General features: G+C 62.0%; 18 protein-coding genes. 9 read left to right on the top strand and 9 right to left on the bottom strand.

Annotation, left to right across the window (positions count from 1 at the left end):
• Positions 1–38: 38 nt before the first annotated feature.
• A complete protein-coding gene (locus BUQ73_RS06410; RefSeq protein WP_027919327.1) occupies positions 39–857 on the bottom strand; it encodes a pyruvate, water dikinase regulatory protein in 819 nt (272 codons plus the stop codon).
• Positions 858–1,047: 190 nt separating this feature from the next.
• On the opposite strand from BUQ73_RS06410, the gene ppsA reads away from it, so the two are divergent.
• The 8 genes from ppsA to BUQ73_RS06450 all read left to right on the top strand — a co-directional run bounded on the left by ppsA (position 1,048) and on the right by BUQ73_RS06450 (position 9,267).
• The gene (gene ppsA / locus BUQ73_RS06415; RefSeq protein WP_079227110.1) at positions 1,048–3,423 is read left to right on the top strand and encodes a phosphoenolpyruvate synthase; all 2,376 of its coding nucleotides are present in this window, start codon (positions 1,048–1,050) and stop codon (positions 3,421–3,423) included.
• A gap of 102 nt (positions 3,424–3,525) precedes the next feature.
• Positions 3,526–4,518 (top strand): alpha/beta fold hydrolase, encoded by a 993-nt coding sequence (locus BUQ73_RS06420; protein WP_237772746.1) that lies wholly within the window; start codon positions 3,526–3,528, stop codon positions 4,516–4,518.
• Positions 4,519–4,739: 221 nt separating this feature from the next.
• A complete protein-coding gene (rraA, locus tag BUQ73_RS06425; protein ID WP_054883439.1) occupies positions 4,740–5,231 on the top strand; it encodes a ribonuclease E activity regulator RraA in 492 nt (163 codons plus the stop codon).
• Between the two features lie 27 nt (positions 5,232–5,258).
• Positions 5,259–6,254: a zinc transporter ZntB gene (locus BUQ73_RS06430; RefSeq protein WP_079227112.1), complete on the top strand. Its 996-nt coding sequence runs from the start codon at positions 5,259–5,261 to the stop codon at positions 6,252–6,254.
• Between the two features lie 93 nt (positions 6,255–6,347).
• Positions 6,348–6,611: a hypothetical protein gene (locus BUQ73_RS06435; RefSeq protein ID WP_027919409.1), complete on the top strand. Its 264-nt coding sequence runs from the start codon at positions 6,348–6,350 to the stop codon at positions 6,609–6,611.
• Between the two features lie 2 nt (positions 6,612–6,613).
• A complete protein-coding gene (locus BUQ73_RS06440) occupies positions 6,614–7,438 on the top strand; it encodes a mechanosensitive ion channel family protein (protein WP_027919410.1) in 825 nt (274 codons plus the stop codon).
• Between the two features lie 114 nt (positions 7,439–7,552).
• On the top strand, positions 7,553–8,119 hold the full coding sequence (sigX, locus tag BUQ73_RS06445) for an RNA polymerase sigma factor SigX (protein WP_033696348.1): 567 nt from the start codon (positions 7,553–7,555) through the stop codon (positions 8,117–8,119).
• 110 nt (positions 8,120–8,229) lie between these two features.
• Entirely contained in the window at positions 8,230–9,267 is a 1,038-nt protein-coding gene (locus BUQ73_RS06450) for an OmpA family protein (protein WP_079227113.1), read from the top strand.
• Positions 9,268–9,345: 78 nt separating this feature from the next.
• On the opposite strand, the gene cobA is transcribed toward BUQ73_RS06450, so the two are convergent.
• From cobA to BUQ73_RS06480, 7 genes are all read right to left on the bottom strand, one after another.
• Positions 9,346–10,086, bottom strand: a complete 741-nt coding sequence (gene cobA, locus BUQ73_RS06455) for a uroporphyrinogen-III C-methyltransferase (RefSeq protein WP_079227114.1) — start codon at positions 10,084–10,086, stop codon at positions 9,346–9,348.
• Positions 10,087–10,113: 27 nt separating this feature from the next.
• Positions 10,114–11,781 (bottom strand): bifunctional protein-serine/threonine kinase/phosphatase, encoded by a 1,668-nt coding sequence (locus tag BUQ73_RS06460; RefSeq protein WP_079227115.1) that lies wholly within the window; start codon positions 11,779–11,781, stop codon positions 10,114–10,116.
• A 9-nt stretch (positions 11,782–11,790) separates the two neighbouring features.
• Entirely contained in the window at positions 11,791–13,002 is a 1,212-nt protein-coding gene (locus BUQ73_RS06465) for a nitrate/nitrite transporter (protein WP_079227116.1), read from the bottom strand.
• Positions 13,003–13,227: 225 nt separating this feature from the next.
• Positions 13,228–14,157: an IS3 family transposase gene (locus BUQ73_RS06470; RefSeq protein ID WP_322114594.1), complete on the bottom strand. Its 930-nt coding sequence runs from the start codon at positions 14,155–14,157 to the stop codon at positions 13,228–13,230.
• Positions 14,070–14,429, bottom strand: a complete 360-nt coding sequence (locus tag BUQ73_RS28565; protein WP_237772709.1) for a transposase — start codon at positions 14,427–14,429, stop codon at positions 14,070–14,072. Before BUQ73_RS28565 ends, BUQ73_RS06470 begins: the two co-directional genes overlap by 88 nt.
• 136 nt (positions 14,430–14,565) lie before the next feature.
• Complete coding sequence (locus tag BUQ73_RS06475; RefSeq protein WP_079230494.1) at positions 14,566–15,141, bottom strand: ANTAR domain-containing response regulator; 576 nt, start codon at positions 15,139–15,141, stop codon at positions 14,566–14,568.
• An 11-nt stretch (positions 15,142–15,152) separates the two neighbouring features.
• Positions 15,153–16,355, bottom strand: a complete 1,203-nt coding sequence (locus BUQ73_RS06480; protein WP_079227117.1) for a CmpA/NrtA family ABC transporter substrate-binding protein — start codon at positions 16,353–16,355, stop codon at positions 15,153–15,155.
• Between the two features lie 127 nt (positions 16,356–16,482).
• Here BUQ73_RS06480 and BUQ73_RS06485 point away from each other — a divergent pair, with 127 nt between their 5' ends.
• Entirely contained in the window at positions 16,483–17,508 is a 1,026-nt protein-coding gene (locus BUQ73_RS06485) for a quinone-dependent dihydroorotate dehydrogenase (protein ID WP_079227118.1), read from the top strand.
• Between the two features lie 96 nt (positions 17,509–17,604).
• Here the strand turns inward: BUQ73_RS06485 and rmf are convergent, their stop codons facing one another.
• Entirely contained in the window at positions 17,605–17,820 is a 216-nt protein-coding gene (gene rmf / locus BUQ73_RS06490; RefSeq protein WP_079227119.1) for a ribosome modulation factor, read from the bottom strand.
• Between the last annotated feature and the right edge of the window lie 443 nt (positions 17,821–18,263).

Here is an 18,263-nt window from a genome sequence, read left to right on the forward strand (position 1 = left end):
AGGCCGCTCCCACAGTGCCGCTTCAACAGGGTCGGTGTTTACTTGAACCTGCGCTCCACGCCTTTCTCCACAAGGATCTTCGCCGAAATCTCTTCCACCGAAAAATGCGTGGAGTTGATGTTGGGAATGTTCTCGCGGCGGAACAGGTTCTCCACCTCACGCACCTCGAACTCGCACTGGGCAAAGCTCGAATAGCGGCTGTTGGGCTTGCGCTCGTGGCGGATGGCGGTCAGGCGGTCAGGGTCGATGGTCAGGCCGAACAGCTTGTTGTGGTGCTTTTTCAGCACCGCTGGCAGCTGCAGGCGCTCCATGTCGTCTTCGGTCAGCGGGTAGTTGGCTGCGCGGATACCGAACTGCATGGCCATGTACAGGCAGGTCGGGGTCTTGCCGCAGCGCGACACGCCAACCAGGATCAGGTCGGCCTTGTCGTAGTAGTGGGTGCGCGCGCCATCGTCGTTATCCAGGGCAAAGTTGACCGCCTCGATCCGCTCCATGTAGTTGGAATTGCCGCCGATCGAGTGCGACTTGCCCACGGAATACGACGAATGGGCTGTCAATTCCTGCTCGAGCGGGGATAAAAACGTCGAAAAGATGTCGATCATGAAGCCGTTCGACGTCGCCAGGATCTCACGGATGTCCTGATTGACGATGGTGTCGAAGATGATCGGGCGCATGCCGTCGCGCTCTGCGGCAGTGTTGATCTGCTGCACCATGGTCCGTGCTTTTTCCGGGCTGTCGATGTACGGACGGGTGAATTTATTGAACGGAATGCTCTCGAATTGAGCGAGCAGGCTTTGGCCCAGGGTTTCGGCGGTGATGCCGGTGCCATCGGAGATGAAAAACGCGGTTCGTTTCATTTGCGATATGGGCCTTAAGCTGATGACGTTTCTTGGATATGATAGGTTCGGTTTGCCGAATGCGGCTGTCGGCATTCTGCCATATTTTACGAGCCTATTTTCCAGGTCCAGGCCACACGCGTCCGGCCCAGTCAACGATGGCAGGCGGGCGCCCTTGAGCTTTTCCAATACAGTTAGTGGAGAGATCACCTTGGTAGAGTACGTAGTTTCCCTCGATAAGCTCGGCGTCCATGATGTAGAGCATGTGGGGGGCAAGAACGCATCCCTGGGCGAGATGATCAGTAACCTCGCCGGTGCCGGCGTGTCGGTGCCGGGCGGCTTTGCCACTACGGCTCAGGCGTACCGTGATTTTCTTGAACAAAGTGGCCTGAACGACAAGATTCACGCGGCCCTCGACGCGCTGGACGTAGACGACGTCAACGCCCTGGCAAAGACCGGCGCGCAGATCCGCCAATGGGTGATGGAAGCTGATTTCCCGGCGCGCCTTGATTCGGAAATCCGAACCGCTTTCGCCGCCATGGCCAACGGTAACGACAACATGGCCGTTGCCGTGCGTTCCTCGGCCACCGCCGAAGACCTGCCAGACGCCTCGTTCGCCGGTCAGCAAGAGACCTTCCTCAATATTCGCGGCGTCGACAACGTGATCCGCGCGGCCAAGGAAGTGTTCGCTTCGCTGTTCAACGACCGCGCCATTTCCTATCGCGTGCACCAGGGCTTCGACCACAAGCTGGTCGCCTTGTCGGCTGGTGTGCAGCGTATGGTCCGCTCCGAAACCGGCACCGCCGGCGTGATGTTCACCCTCGACACCGAGTCGGGCTTCCGCGACGTGGTGTTCATCACCGGCGCCTACGGCCTGGGTGAAACCGTGGTTCAAGGCGCGGTCAACCCGGACGAGTTCTACGTCCACAAAAACACCCTGCAGGCCGGCCGCCCGGCCATCCTGCGCCGCAATCTGGGCAGCAAGGCCATCAAGATGGTCTACGGCGAAGAAGCCAAGGCCGGCCGTTCGGTCAAGACCGTCGAGGTCGACCGCGCCGAGCGCGCCCGCTTCTGCCTGAGCGACGACGAAGTCAACGAGCTGGCCAAGCAGGCGATGATCATCGAGCAGCACTATCAGCGCCCGATGGACATCGAATGGGCCAAGGACGGTGACGACGGCAAACTGTACATCGTTCAGGCCCGCCCTGAGACGGTCAAGAGCCGTGCCAGCGCCAACGTCATGGAACGTTACCTGCTCAAAGAGAAGGGCACCGTGCTGGTCGAAGGCCGCGCCATCGGCCAGCGCATCGGCGCCGGCAAGGTCCGCGTGATCAACGACGTGTCCGAGATGGACAAGGTGCAGCCGGGCGACGTACTGGTCTCCGACATGACCGACCCGGACTGGGAACCGGTGATGAAGCGCGCCAGCGCCATCGTTACCAACCGTGGCGGGCGTACCTGCCACGCGGCGATCATCGCCCGTGAACTGGGTATCCCGGCCGTGGTCGGTTGTGGCAATGCGACCCAGGTGCTCAAGGACGGCCAGGGCGTGACCGTATCCTGCGCCGAAGGCGATACCGGCTTCATCTTCGAGGGCGAGCTGGGCTTCGACGTCAAGCAGAACTCGGTGGACGCCATGCCGGAGCTGCCGTTCAAGATCATGATGAACGTCGGTAACCCGGACCGCGCCTTCGACTTCGCCCAGCTGCCCAATGCAGGTGTGGGCCTGGCGCGTCTGGAATTCATCATCAACCGCATGATCGGTGTGCACCCCAAGGCGCTGCTGAACTACGCCGGCCTGCCAGCCGAGCTGAAAGAGAGCGTCGACAAGCGTATTGCCGGTTACAACGACCCGGTCGGCTTCTATGTCGAGAAGCTGGTCGAAGGCATCAGCACCCTGGCTGCAGCCTTCTACCCGAAAAAGGTCATCGTGCGCCTGTCGGACTTCAAGTCCAACGAGTACGCCAACCTGATCGGCGGCAAGCTGTACGAGCCGGAAGAAGAAAACCCGATGCTGGGCTTCCGCGGCGCCTCGCGCTACATCAGCGAGTCGTTCCGTGACTGCTTCGAGCTCGAGTGCCGTGCGCTGAAGCGCGTGCGCAACGAAATGGGCCTGACCAACGTCGAGATCATGGTGCCGTTCGTGCGCACCCTGGGCGAAGCCAGCCAGGTCGTCGACCTGCTTGCCGAAAACGGCCTGGCCCGTGGCGACAACGGCCTGCGCGTGATCATGATGTGCGAGCTGCCGTCCAACGCGATCCTTGCCGAAGAGTTCCTCGAGTACTTCGACGGCTTCTCGATCGGCTCCAACGACCTGACCCAGCTGACCTTGGGCCTGGACCGCGACTCGGGCATCATCGCCCACCTGTTCGACGAACGTAACCCGGCCGTGAAGAAGCTGCTGGCCAACGCCATCCAGGCGTGCAACAAGGCCGGCAAGTACATCGGCATCTGCGGCCAGGGCCCATCGGATCACCCGGACCTGGCCAAGTGGCTGATGGAGCAAGGCATCGAAAGTGTCTCGCTGAACCCGGACTCGGTACTCGAGACCTGGTTCTTCCTGGCCGAAGGCCAAGGCGCAGCCTGATGCGGTAAATTGCGGGGGCGCGTCTGGCGCGCCCCCGCCTGGTTTTTTCCAGGGCGAGTTCCAGTGATGGATCCCGCCCTTTTTTGTGCACCAAGCAACCTTATGCAAAGCAGCAGCAACCTTTTTCCCGTGGCCTTGCTCAGTGCCGAGCGCCGCGGCGACCTCAGCGAAGACGTGTACCGGATCAAGGCCGGCAACAGCCCTGATCCCAGCGTCGAACTGGCCGTGACCCGCCTGGGTCTGGCTGATCAAGGCCGGGCCCAGGGGGTGCCGGTGATTCTGCTGCATGGCAGTTTCTCCAACCGGCGCTTCTGGTATTCGCCCAAAGGCATCGGCCTGGGCGCCTACCTGGCGCGGGCCGGGTTCGATGTGTGGATCCCGGAGATGCGTGGCCATGGCCTGTCGCCGCGCAATATCGCCTGGAAGCACAACAGCGTCGCCGACTATGCCCGCGACGATTTACCGCTGATCAGCGCGTTCGTGCGCGAACAGTCTGGCCAGGCGCCGCACTGGGTCGGCCACTCCCTGGGTGGAACCACCCTGGTGGCGGCCTTGGGCGGCGGCTTTCTCAAGGCTGAGCAGGTAGCCAGCGTGGCGCTGTTCGGTACCCAGATCAGCCGTGTCTACTGGCCGCTCAAAGTGCCGCCGCTGACCTGGGGGGCGAAACTGCTGCTCAGGCGCTGGGGGCAGATTTCCGGGCCGCGTTTCAAGCGTGGGCCGGAGGACGAGCCGATCGGCCTGGCCCTTGAGAGCATGCGCTGGCATGGCCTGTTCGGCCGTTTTGGCGACAAGCAAGGTGATTGGTGGGCGGGGCTGGCTGAAGTGGATGTGCCGCTGCTGGCCGTGGCTGGCGCCGGCGACTTCCAGGACCCGGTGTGGGCCTGCCGCAAACTGTTCGATCAGCTCGGCGGGGAGCGCAAGCAGTTCCTGCGCCTGGGGCGCGAAGAGGGCTTCGAGGCTTTCGGGCATGTCGACATGCTGGTGAGCAAGGCGGCGCAGGCGCAGGTCTGGCCGTTGGTGGAGCGCTGGTTGCGCGATCCGCTGCTGCCGGTGCATGAGTCGACGGTGATGCGCGAGCCTGTACCTGTTGGCTGAATCTGTTTCGCCTGTACCGGCCTCTTCGCGGGCAAGCCCGCTCCCACAGGGATAGCACCGATCTCAGGGGCTGTGCAGTTCCTGTGGGAGCGGGCTTGCCCGCGAAGAGGCCGGTACAGGCTGAATACAGAACTGACTGCCCGGTCCCGGATGACTGCGACAGCTTCTACGGTGTAGCCTTGGCCGATAACCGCTTTCGTTGTGACTGACAGGAGCTTCCCATGCAGCATTACGTAACGCCCGACCTGTGTGACGCCTACCCGGACCTGGTTCAGGTGCTGGAACCGATGTTCAGCAACTTCGGTGGCCGCGATTCCTTCGGTGGCCAGATCGTCACCATCAAGTGCTTCGAAGACAACTCGCTGGTCAAGGAACAGGTCGAACTCGATGGCAAGGGCAAGGTCCTGGTGGTCGACGGGGGAGGCTCGCTGCGCCGTGCGCTGCTCGGTGACATGCTCGCGGAAAAGGCTGCGAAAAATGGCTGGGAAGGCCTGGTTATCTATGGCTGCGTGCGTGACGTCGACGTGCTGATCCAGACCGACGTCGGTGTGCAGGCCCTGGCCAGCCACCCGATGAAAACCGACAAGCGCGGTATCGGCGACCTCAATGTGGCCGTGACCTTTGCCGGTGTCACCTTCCGCCCGGGTGAGTACCTGTACGCCGACAACAACGGTGTGATCATCTCGCCAAGCCCGCTGAAAATGCCGGAGTGACGCGCAGTACGCGCTGATGGAGTTTTGATGTTCGAGGAAGACAACGCGCAGTGGGGGCTGGTGCATGCCCTGGTGCTCGATGGTAAAGGTGGCGCGCGTTCGATCGCCCGGACCGAGCTGGACGGCTTGCAGTTGCAGCCTCAGGAAAGCCTGTGGCTGCACTGGGACCGCAGTCATCCGCAAACCCGTACCTGGCTGTTGCATAACAGCGGCCTGAGCGAGTTTGCCTGTGACCTTCTGCTGGAAGAAAACACCCGGCCACGTCTGTTGCCGCAGGCAGGGGAGCAGTTGCTGCTGTTCCTGCGTGGAGTCAACCTCAACCCGGGGGCCGAACCCGAGGACATGGTCTCGGTACGCATTCATGCTCAGGCGCAGCGGGTCATTTCGCTGCGTTTGCGGCCGCTGCGTGCCAGTGATGAAGTCCTCCAGCAACTGGAAGAGGGCAGGGGGCCGAAATCAGCGTCCGAACTGTTGCTGCTGATGGGCGAGCTGCTGACCGAGAAGGTTCAGAGCCTGGTCAGCGACCTCTCGGAACTGGTCGACCTCGAAGAAGAAAAGGTTGAATCCGACGAACGGTATACCCCGGAACAAGGCAGCTTGCAGCAGATCCGTCGGCGCGCTGCGGGCTTGCGCCGGTTTTTGGCGCCACAGAGGGATATCTATGCCCAGTTGTCGCGCAGCAAGTGGAGCTGGTCCTGCGATGCCGACGCCGATTACTGGAACGAGCTGAACAACAGCCTGATCCGCTACCTCGAAGAGCTCGAACTGACCCGCGAGCGCGCAGCGCTGGTGTTGGAAAGCGAAGACCGCCGGCGCAGCGAACGGATGAACCGGACCATGTACCGCTTCGGCATCATCACCTGCATCTTCCTGCCCATGAGTTTCATCACCGGGCTGCTCGGCATCAATGTCGGCGGCATCCCGGGGGCGAGCAACCCATACGGCTTCCTGCTGGCCTGCATCGTCGTACTGGCCCTTGCAGTGGGGCAGTGGTGGTTGTTCCGGCGGTTGCGCTGGGTATGAAGGTGCCGAGTCATCTTGAAACATTCGCCCCTGTGCGATGTGTGACCCGTCGCCCGGCCATCTCGTCTCTGACTGATACTGCGCGAGGTGCCCATGCACGATCCGTTTGAACAATCCCTGCGTGACCTGCTCAATGCGTCGCCCTCCGGTGAGGAGCGAGACGATGCCGCGTGCCTGGGTCGCGTGCTGAAAACCGCCAACCGCCAGGTCGGTGCCGGTGATCTGTTCAGCCTGCTTGGCCGCTGGAGCCAGGCGCTGCTGATTGCCGTGAACAATGGTTCGGCGCACGTTGCGCCGGTGCGTCGACACTCTACCCGCAACGCTGCCGATGGCAGCAAAGCAGATAAGGCCGATTGAATATGGAACTCGATCTCTGGACCCAGAGCCTGGTCACTGCGATGACCGCCCTATGGACCAAGGTAGCGAACTTCATCCCTAACCTGTTCGGCGCGCTGGTCGTGGTGCTGCTCGGTTTCGTGGTGGCCAAGCTGCTCGATACACTGCTTTCCAAGCTTCTGGCCAAAGTCGGCCTGGACCGCCTGATGGCCGGCACCGGGCTGACCAAGATGCTTGGCCGGGTCGGCATCCAGGTGCCGATCTCGACCCTGATCGGCAAGGTCGTCTACTGGTTCGTGTTGCTGATCTTCCTTGTTTCGGCCGCTGAATCGCTGGGCCTGGAGCGGGTTTCGGCAACTCTCGACATGCTCGCCCTGTACCTGCCCAAGGTCTTTGGCGCAGCCCTGGTGCTGCTGGCCGGCGTGCTGCTGGCGCAGGTTGCCAACGGTTTGGTGCGTGGCGCTGCCGAAGGTATCGGCCTGGAGTACTCCGCAGGCCTGGGGCGCATCACCCAGGGCCTGGTGATCATCATCAGCATCTCGGTGGCGATCAGCCAGCTCGAGGTCAAGACCGACCTGCTCAACCACGTGATCGTCATTGGGCTGATAACCGTTGGTCTGGCCGTTGCGCTTGCGATGGGCCTTGGCAGCCGCGAAATCGCCGGGCAGATCCTGGCCGGCATCTACGTTCGCGAACTCTACCAGGTCGGCCAGCAGGTGCGGATTGGAGAGGTTGAAGGAATGATCGAAGAGATCGGCACGGTCAAGACGACGCTGTTGACCGATGATGGCGAACTGGTATCGCTGTCCAATCGCGTGCTCCTTGAGCAGCGAGTCAATAGCCGCTAACCGCACAAAAGCTGTTAATGTATGCCGCCGCGAAATCAGCCCAAAGGGGGCTGAGCGGCGACATTGACCTGACTGTCGGCCAGATCCGTTTTGAATAAAGTTCATTCGCCGCCCATGCGTTATGACCCCCGCGAACTCACCGACGAGGAGTTGGTGGCGCGTTCGCATGAGGAGCTGTACCACGTAACCCGCGCCTATGAGGAACTCATGCGGCGCTATCAGCGGACCCTGTTCAACGTCTGTGCGCGTTATCTGGGGAACGACCGCGATGCTGATGATGTCTGTCAAGAAGTGATGCTGAAGGTGCTGTACGGTCTGAAGAACTTCGAGGGCAAGTCCAAGTTCAAGACCTGGCTCTACAGCATTACCTACAACGAATGCATTACCCAGTACCGCAAGGAGCGTCGTAAACGCCGGTTGATGGATGCCTTGAGCCTGGACCCTGTAGAAGAGGCGTCCGAAGAGAAGGCTCCGAAACCGGAAGAAAAAGGCGGGCTGGACAAGTGGCTGGTGCATGTGAACCCGATCGATCGGGAAATTCTGGTGTTGCGCTTTGTCGCGGAACTGGAATTTCAGGAAATCGCCGATATCATGCACATGGGCCTGAGCGCGACGAAAATGCGCTACAAGCGCGCGCTAGACAAGCTTCGTGAGAAATTTGCAGGTCTGGATGAAACTTAGTCCCTTGTAAATATCTCTAACGGATCGGCGAGTTCTGCTAGACTTGCCGTCGAGTTGTCCCCCGGATGTTGGTGGGACTGCTTAACTATCACCAGATGGGGATTTAACGGATGAAATTGAAAAACACCTTGGGCTTGGCCATTGGCTCGCTCGTCGCAGCTACTTCGTTCGGCGTTATGGCTCAAGGCCAGGGCGCGGTCGAAATCGAAGGCAACGTTACCAAGCAGTACTACGACAGCGAGCGTAACTTCAAGAACGACGGCACCAATCCTGGTGTTCGCCTGGGCTACTTCCTGACTGACGACGTATCCCTGGACCTGGGCTACAACGAGACTCACAACGCTCGTGGCGAAGTCTTCAACAAGGACATCAAAGGTTCCAAGGCCAAGCTGGACGCTACCTACCACTTCGGTACCGTCGGCGACGCTCTGCGTCCGTACGTTTCCGCTGGTTTCGCTCACGAGAGCCTGGGCCAGGCCACTCGTAGCGGCCGTGACCACTCCACCTTCGCCAACGTTGGCGCTGGCGCCAAGTGGTACATCACCGACATGTTCTTCGCCCGTGCCGGCGTAGAAGCCATGTACAACATCGACGACGGCAACACCGAGTGGGGTCCAACCGTTGGTGTTGGTCTGAACTTCGGTGGTAGCGGTGGCAAAGTTGCTGCTGCTCCGGCTCCAGTTGCTGAAGTCTGCTCCGACTCCGACAACGACGGCGTTTGCGACAACGTCGACAAGTGCCCAGACACCCCAGCCAACGTTACCGTTGACGCTGATGGCTGCCCGGCTGTTGCCGAAGTCGTTCGCGTTGAGCTGGACGTCAAGTTCGACTTCGACAAGTCGGTCGTCAAGCCAAACAGCTACGGCGACATCAAGAACCTGGCTGACTTCATGAAGCAGTACCCACAAACCACCACCGTGGTTGAAGGTCACACTGACTCCGTCGGCCCAGACGCTTACAACCAGAAGCTGTCCGAGCGTCGTGCCAACGCTGTCAAGCAGGTCCTGACCCAGCAGTACGGCGTAGAATCCAGCCGTGTTGACTCGGTTGGCTACGGCGAAACCCGTCCGGTTGCCGACAACGCCACCGAAGAAGGCCGCGCTATCAACCGTCGCGTTGAAGCTCAGGTAGAAGCCCAGTCCAAGTAATTGGTCTGAAGCTTCAATGAAAAACCCGGCCTCGGCCGGGTTTTTCTTTGCCTGGATTTTCTTTTGCCTGTGCCGGCCTTATCCAGCCATTGCCACCCATTCCTTCATCGCCTGCTCCCCAACCACTTCGCCGATCACCAGAATTGCCGGGCTGCACAGGCCGAACGCCCGCGCATCCTCGACCATTCGCGACACATCGCTGCGACATTCCCGCTGCTGTGGCAACGACGCATTCTCGATCATCGCCACCGGCATCCCCGGCGCCATACCGCCCTCCAGCAGCCCCCGGCGAATCTGCTCAAGCCGCGCCACGCCCATGTAAACCACCAGGGTCGTGCCGCCCTGGGCCAGTGCTGCCCAATTCAGTTCGCTGTCATCCTGGGTGTGCGCGGTCACCAGCGTCACCCCTCGGCTGACCCCGCGCGAGGTCAGCGAGATCCCGCACTGGGTGGCTCCGGCCAGGCCTGCGGTAATGCCGTTGACCAGTTCCACGTCGATGCCATGGCCTTGCAGCCACAGCGCCTCCTCGCCGCCTCGGCCAAAGATGCACGGGTCACCGCCCTTGAGGCGCACCACGCAACGCCCCTGCCGAGCATGGCGCAGCATCAGGCGCTGGATGAAGGCCTGTGGCGTGGAGCGGCAGCCGCCGCGCTTGCCTACGGCAATTACCCTGGCTTGCGGGCAATGCTCCAGTACGGTCGGGTTGACCAGGTCGTCGATCATCACCACTTCGGCCTGTTGCAGTGCGCGCACGGCCTTGAGCGTGAGCAGTTCAGGGTCGCCAGGGCCGGCACCGACCAGCCAGACTTTTGCATTCATCAGTGTTTCCTCATCGGCAAGGCACATTCAGCCCTTGAACAGGGCGAACAGCAGTATCAGGTTGAACAACAGCGATAGCAGGGCCAGCGTTCGCCAGACTTTCAACGGCTCGCGTTCAAGCAGCGGGCGTGGGCGGTTGGGCAGTTCCTGGCGGTCACCGCGCTCGAGCAGAAGTAGCCACTGCTCAGCGGTTTCAAAGCGTTGTGACGGGTCCGCTGCCACGGCTTGCTGAAGGTTGTGCTGCAGCCATTCGGGCAGGTCGGGGCGATAGCGTGAGGCATTGACCGCCTGGCCGAAGCGTGGGCGCTGGAAGGCCTCGATCTCGCCGTAGGGGTAGTGCCCGGTCAGCAGGTGATAGAGCGTGACGCCCGCCGCGTACAGGTCCTGCCGTGGGCTGGGCGGTTGGCCTTCGAAGGCTTCCGGAGCGATGAACGAAGGCGTGCCGGGGAGCTCGTGCAACGGGTCCTGGGAGAGGCCGGGGCAATACGCCAGGCCGAAGTCCAGAAGGCGCAGCTGGCCGTCATCACCCAAGTGCAGGTTGTCGGGCTTGATGTCGCGGTGCAGCAGGTTGCGCCTGTGCAGTACACCGACCGCTTGCAGCAGTTGGCGGGCGACCTCCATCCACTGGGCCAGCGGTAATGGGCCATTTTCGGCGAAGTGTGCCGCGAGGGTTTTGCCGCTGTGTTCGCGCATCACGTAGTACAGGTGTTGACGCTGGCTGGCGGTATGCAGCTCGGGGAAGTGACGGCCTGCGACCCGGCGCAGGAACCATTCCTCCAGCAGCAGGCCTTGGGCGGCGCCGGGTTGCTGCTCGCGGTTCTCGGGCAAAGTCTTCAGCAGCCATGGTTGGCCCTGCGCGTCACGCACACGGTAGAGCAGTGACTGGCGGCTGTGCGCCAGGCGCGTTTCGACCTGCCAACCATCGATCATCTGGGTGTCACGCAGTGGGCCCGGTAATGGCCACTGCTGCAGTTGCACCAAGGTGTCGCCGAGGTTGGCTGTGCCCAGTTGCTCGACGCGCACCAGCAAGGCGCTGGCGTTGTCCTGGCTACCGTTGTGCAGGGCGCTGGCCACCAGGGTGTCGGCGGCAGACTGCAGGTCGGGTTGCTCGCGCAGCACGGCCTGGATGTGCTGGTCGCCTAGGCTTGCCCATACGCCGTCGCTGAGTAGCAGGTAGCACTCGCCGGCCTGCAGTTCGCCGTCCAGGTAGTCGACCAGCAGGTGCTGATCCAGCCCCAGCGCGCGCTTGAGCACGTGCTGCATGCCGGGCTGGTCCCAGACGTGGTCTTCGCTCAGGCAATGCAGGTGCCCGGCGTGCCAGCGATAAGCCCGGCAGTCGCCCACGTGCGCCAGGGTGAAGCGGCGCCCTCGCAGGACCAGGGCGCTCAGTGTGGTCAGCAAAGGCTGGCTGCCTTGGGCGCGCAACCAGCGGTTCTGCGCCAGCAGCAGGCGGTCCAGGGCCTGGGCCACACCCCAGGTGGCGGGCGTGGCGTAATAGTCCATGGCCAGGGCCTGCAAGCTGGCGCGGGCTGCCAGGCCGCCGTCGGCACACTGGCTGACGCCATCGGCGAGGGCGAACAGGTAGCCTTTGCTGGCGGCCAGCTCCGGCGCAGGCGTGACCAGGCGCAGGGCGTCCTGGTTCTCTGTGCGTGGCCCGGTGGCGCTGGCCTGGGCAAAGCTCAGTTGCAGGCTCATGGCGCTGCCTCAGACCCGCGCAGCGGTAACCGCTGCCGAGCCCCAGGTGGTGCGCCAGCGTTGCTTGACCCCGTGCAGGCCGAACCAGGCGAGCAGGCCAAGGCTGGCGAACAGCCACAGGCCAAGCTGGTAGTCGCCGGTGTGCTGCTTGATGGCGCCCAGCCCTGCTGCCAGCAGGAAGCCGCCGATACCACCGGCCATGCCGATCAGCCCGGTCATTACACCGATCTCTTGGCGGAAGCGTTGCGGTACCAGCTGGAACACCGCGCCATTGCCGGCGCCGAGGCCGAGCATGGCACTGACGAACAACGCCAGGGCGGCTGTGGCGCTCGGCAGGTTGAAGCCGACTGCCGCGATGCAGATGGCGGCCACGCTGTACATGCCGAGCAGGGTGCGGATACCGCCGAAACGGTCGGCCAGGGCGCCCCCCAGCGGGCGCATCAGGCTGCCGGCGAACACGCAGGCGGCGGTGTAGTAGCCAGCGGTGACCGGGCTCAGGGCGTACTGGTCGCTGAAGTAGCCGGGCAGCGCGCTGGCCAGGCCGATGAAGCCGCCGAAGGTGACGCTGTAGAAGAACATGAACCACCAGCTGTCACGGTCGCCCAGGGCTTTGAGGTAGTCGGCGGCGGCCTTCGGCTTGGGCCGTTGTGGGGCATTGCGGGCGAGCAGGGCGAACAGCGCCAGGGTCAGCAGCAGCGGGAGCACGGCAAAGCCGAACACGTTGTTCCAGCCGAACGCAGCAGCCAGCACGGGGGCCAACAGGGCGGCGAACACCGTGCCGGAGTTGCCCGCGCCTGCGATGCCCATGGCCTTGCCCTGATGCTGTGGCGGGTACCATTGCGAGGCCAGTGGTAGCGACACGGCGAACGAGGCACCGGCAACACCGAGGAACACGCCCAGCAGCAGGGCTTGTTCATAGGTGTGCACGCCCAGGTACCAGGCGCCGGCGAGGGCGACGATGACGATCACCTGGCCGATCAGGCCGGCGGTTTTCGGCGACAAGCGATCGACCAGCACGCCCATGACGAAACGCAGCACCGCACCGGCGAGAATCGGCGTGGCCACCATCAGGCCGCGTTGCTGGGCACTCAGTTGCAGGTCGGCGGCGATCTGCACTGCCAGTGGGCCAAGCAGGTACCAGACCATGAAGCTCAGGTCGAAATACAGGAACGCGGCGAACAGCGTGGGCACATGCCCGGATTTCCAGAAGCTGGTACTCATCGAACACCTCACTCGGCAATGCAACGGAAACGAAAAAGACGCCGCTACCCGGTCCACTGGCGTGGAGGGGGAGCGACGTCTTTGTCGGGAGTTTTATGAGGCAACCGCCGTTGGCTACCGGTGGAATATCTTCAGCAAGAGTTGGGCCAACTTTGTACCTGGCAGGCACGCTTCCTGTAGGAGCGGCCTTGATCTGGTCAAGTAATTTTGGACACCGGTTAAGGTTCATGCCGCTGCCCTGAGCTTTTCCTCCATAGCTACCGGGGTCTCGTAGCCGTTGTAGCTGTGGAGACGCTTTAGGTTGTAGCGCACCAAATAAGCCATGATGTCGGCTTTAGCTTCAGCTTCGGATTCATAGCCTCCTGCTGGCACCCATTCTGATTTCAATGCCCCGAAGAATCGCTCCATGGCCGCATTGTCCCAGCATTGGCCACGGTGGCTCATGCTCTGTTTCAAGCTGCACTCTTCAAGTACAGCCCTGAATTTATGGCTGGTGTACTGACAACCTTGATCTGAATGAAACATCACGCCCGTAGGCTTGCCTCTGGACTCAGACGCCATGCGCAGCGCGTCACAGGCCAACTTGGCATCAGCAGTCATTGAAAACGCCCAGCCCACAACTCGGCGTGCGTACAAGTCGATTACTGCGGCCAAGTACAGCCAACGTCTGCCAACCTGAATGTAAGTCACATCGCCACACCAGACCTCGTTGATCGTTGAAACCTTGAAGTTTCGCTTCAGTTGGTTTTCCGCAATCAGTGCTTCCGTGCCTGATGACCGATACCGGTGTGGCCTACGCTGCCGGCATTTCAGGCCAGCTTCACGCATAAGCGCACGCACTTTGTAACGCCCAACCACATGGCCTTCACGCCGCAGTTCTTGCATCAACGTGCGTGAACCCGCGGAGCTTCGTGACGCCATGAAGTGATTGATTACACGCGAGCGTAGAGCATCCCTGCCGGGATTCTCACGCCCTTGGCGTTTGCGCCATGCATAGAAACTACTGCGTTTGACCCCAAGCACACGACAGCAGTCGACAACACCGTATTGCTCACTCAGCTCGTTGATCAGCGAGAACGATCTTTGGAGTCCCGAAGCAGGAGAGCACTGGCCTTTTTTAGGATTTCGATATCCCGATCCTTTTGACGAACCAATGCTTCCAGCTCTTCGATACGTTGCTGCTCCGGAGTGATGGCTTTGGCTCCAGTCGGAACCTTACCCTCTCTCTCCTGGCGTACCTGCTCAACCCAACGGCGAAGGGCTGTACGGCCAATCCCGAGGATTTCGCATACCTCAGGAACTGACTGGCCACCGTCCAGGACCATTTCGGCAGCTTGGATTTTGTGTTCTTTCGAATAAGACTTGCGCACTGATTTTGCCTCCAATTGGGCGCCATCATAGCGCCCGATGAAGGTGTCCAAAATCATTAGGCCAGTTCACCTTGCGTCGCGAAAGGGCCGCAAAGCGGCCCCAAAATCTTAAGGCATATGCTGGAACAGCCGGGGCCGCTTCGCGGCCCTTTCGCGACGCAAGGCCGCTCCTACAGGGATCGCGATTGCAGTGCTAGCCGAGCATTTCATGCATGGCGATGATCTGCTCGGCTACCTGGATGAGCTTCTGCTGCCGGCTCATGGCCTGCCGGCGCATCAGGGTGTAGGCCTGTTCCTCGTTGCAATCCTTCATCTTCATCAGCAACCCCTTGGCCTGCTCGATGCGCTTGCGCTCGGCCAGTTGCTGGTCGCGGGCCAGCAGTTGCGCCTTGAGCGCCTGGTCGCTTTCGAAACGGGCCATGGCTACATCGAGGATCGGCTGCAGGCGTGCGGCATGAATGCCTTCAACGATGTAGGCACTGACCCCGGCCTGGATCGCCTGGCGCATTACTGCCGGGTCGTGCTCGTCGGTGAACAGCACGATTGGCCGTGGCTGGTCGCGGCTGACCAGCACCACCTGTTCCATCACGTCGCGGTCGGGGGAGTCAGTATCGATCAGCACGACGTCCGGGCGCACCGTTTCGATGCAGGACGGCAGGTCGATGGTCAGGTTCGGGGCTTCGATCACTTCGAAGCCCGCTTCGCATAAGGCGGCCTTGAGGCGGCCAAGTTTGTTCCGGGTATCGTCGATCAGCAGTATGCGCAGCATGGCGATGGCCCTCACAGACCGATCCGGGCACCGGGCGTATCGCCCAGGGCGTGCAGGCGGAAGCTGCGGGCGTAGGCATACGGGTCACTGCCGTCCCAACGCAAACCGTCGATCAGCAGGCTGCTGCGCATGGCTGACTCGGGGCAGGGCACGCCGAGTGATGCGGCGGCCTCGCGGTACACCTTCAATTGCTGCACCTGGCGAGCCACGCCCAGGTAGTCGGGGTCTTCGTGCAGCAGGCCCCAGCGGCGGAACTGGGTCATGAACCACATGCCGTCCGACAGGTAAGGCAAATTGGCGCGGCCCTGGTCGAACAGGCGCAGGGCGTGCCGGTCGTGCCAGGCGTTGCCCAGGCCGTCCTGATAATCGCCCAGCAGGCGCGGTTCGATATTTTCCAGCGGCGTGTCCAGATAGGCGCTGCCGCTGAGCAGTTGTGCGGTGCTGCGCAGGTTCTCCGGGCTTTGTTCGATGAACCGGCTGGCGGCGAGCACCGCCTTGATCAGTGCGCGTGCGCTATTGGGGTAGTGTTCGACGAAGGCGCGGGCGCTGGCCAGTACTTTCTCCGGGTGGTCGGGCCAGATCGACTGGCTGGTGGCAAGGGTGAAGCCCAGGCCTTGGCCGACGGCGGCAGCGGCCCAGGGTTCGCCGACGCAGAAACCGTCGATGCGCCCAGCCTGGATGTGCGCCGCCATCTGAGCTGGTGGCACCACTACGCTGTTGACGTCATGCAACGGGTGGATGCCCTGGCTGGCCAGCCAGTAATACAGCCACATGGCGTGGGTGCCGGTGGGGAAGGTCTGGGCAAAGGTCAGTCGTGCGCCATGCTGGTGCACCAGTTGCGCCAGTGCCTCAGGGCTGGTCACACCTTTGTGCTGCAGGGCTGGCGACAGGTTGATGGCCTGGGCATTCTGGTTCAGGCCCATGAGGACCGCCATGTCGCTGGCCGGCACGCCACCGATGCCCAGGTGCACCGCGTAGACCAGGCCATAGAGGCAGTGGGCGGCATCCAGTTCGCCGCTGGCCAGCTTGTCGCGCAAGCCGGCCCAGGAGCCCTGGCGCTTGAGGTTGAGAGTCAGGCCATGTTGCTGGGCGAAGCCCTGGGTGGCAGCGACCACCACCGAGGCGCAATCGGTCAGGGCCATGTAGCCGATATTGAGGCTGGGTTTTTCCGGCGCGTCGCTACCGTTTACCCAGGCTAGAGGTGCTGTATTCACAAAGGTCCTCGCCCGTACTGAATAGGCCGTAGGCAAGCGAAGTAGCAACCCATGTGCCAAGCCCCTGTCATGCCAGGCGCGCGCTGGCTATAATCGCTGCCTCACTCACCCCGAGCCTTGCCCGCCCATGTATACCCTGGCCCGCCAGCTGCTGTTCAAGCTTTCCCCGGAAACCTCCCATGACCTGTCCCTGGACCTGATCGGCGCCGGTGGCCGGCTTGGGCTCAACGGTGTGCTGTGCAAGCAGCCGGCTGCGCTGCCGGTGACCGTGATGGGTTTGAACTTCGCCAACCCGGTGGGGCTGGCGGCGGGCCTGGACAAGAACGGCGCGGCCATCGACGGCTTCGCCCAGCTGGGCTTCGGCTTCGTCGAGATCGGCACCGTGACCCCACGCCCGCAGCCTGGCAACCCCAAGCCACGGCTGTTCCGCCTGCCGCAGGCGACGGCGATCATCAACCGCATGGGGTTCAACAACCTGGGCGTCGATCACCTGCTCGAGCGCGTGCGTGCTGCGCGCTATGACGGGGTGCTGGGCATCAACATCGGCAAGAACTTCGATACCCCGGTCGAGCGAGCGGTCGACGACTACCTGATCTGCCTGAACAAGGTCTATACCGAGGCCAGCTACATCACCGTCAACGTCAGCTCGCCGAACACCCCAGGCCTGCGCAGCCTGCAGTTCGGCGACTCGCTCAAGCAGCTGCTGGATGCCCTGGCCGAGCGCCGTGAGCAGCTGGCTGCCGGGCATGGCAAGCGCGTGCCGCTGGCGATCAAGATCGCGCCGGACATGAGCGACGAGGAAACCGCGCTGGTGGCCTCGGCGCTGATGGAGTCGGGAATGGATGCGGTGATTGCCACCAACACCACCCTGAGCCGCGAGGGAGTCGAAGCGCTGGAGCATGGTGGTGAGGCCGGTGGCCTGTCGGGTGCGCCAGTGCTTCAGAAGAGTACGCACATTGTGAAGGTGCTTGCAGGTGAGCTTGCTGGCAAGCTGCCGATCATCGCCGCTGGTGGCATTACCGAAGGCCGTCATGCAGCAGAGAAGATCGCCGCTGGAGCGAGCCTGGTGCAGATCTACTCGGGCTTCATTTACAAGGGGCCGGCACTGATCCGTGAAGCGGTGGATGCGATCGCGGCAATGCCCAAGGCCTGAAGGCGGGCATAAAAAAGGGCCCCTTCAAGGGGCCCTTGGGCCGAAGCCCGCCGCCCGGATAGGGCGCGCATGGTAACTCGAATTCAGTGTCCTCGATCAGCCAACGGCGTGATTTTCGTTGAGTCTATGGATGCCAGCGGTGCCAGTCATTCCGTCCCAGTTATCACCGCGACCTTCGCGCCAGCCGTTGATCCAGGCTTGGCGAACTGAAGGTAGAGTAAAGGGGCAAAGTTCGCGGGATTTGCCGGTGACCCCGTATTGGTAGCCACGTGAATATGCTCTTTCCAACGGATCACGCTTAAGTCTTCTCATAGGGTGTTGCCCTCACTTGTTGACTGTAATGTCCCGTCGGCCTCTCCGAGGCCGGGCAGAGTCTTTCTGCCGGTTTTGCGCTCGCTGCCGGCGTGGCGAGCTGAAGGTGCCGCCTCGTTGCGAAGCGGCCTGAGACCAGTTCTATCGAATGCAGGTCACCGTGTGAATGATCGATTTGTCATAAGCACGTAACCTTTCCAAGGGTGAGGGGATAAGTAAATAAATGCGACTCAACCTTGTTTGACGTTGAGCCCGCTATGATCAGGGTTTGCCGAACCTTGACGTCATTTCGCCAGCGTCGCTGGGGAATGACAGAAATATTTAGTAATGCGACGAAGGGTCACACTGGCCCCGAAGTCGATGGAAATTATTTGAACTGCCTGATGATCTAAGCTGTTTTTGCCACCTGGCGAGCGGCTGAACGATCAGGCGGCCCGGCCGCC

The organism is Pseudomonas putida (assembly GCF_002025705.1).
GTDB classification, from domain to species: Bacteria; Pseudomonadota; Gammaproteobacteria; order Pseudomonadales; family Pseudomonadaceae; genus Aquipseudomonas; species Aquipseudomonas putida_J.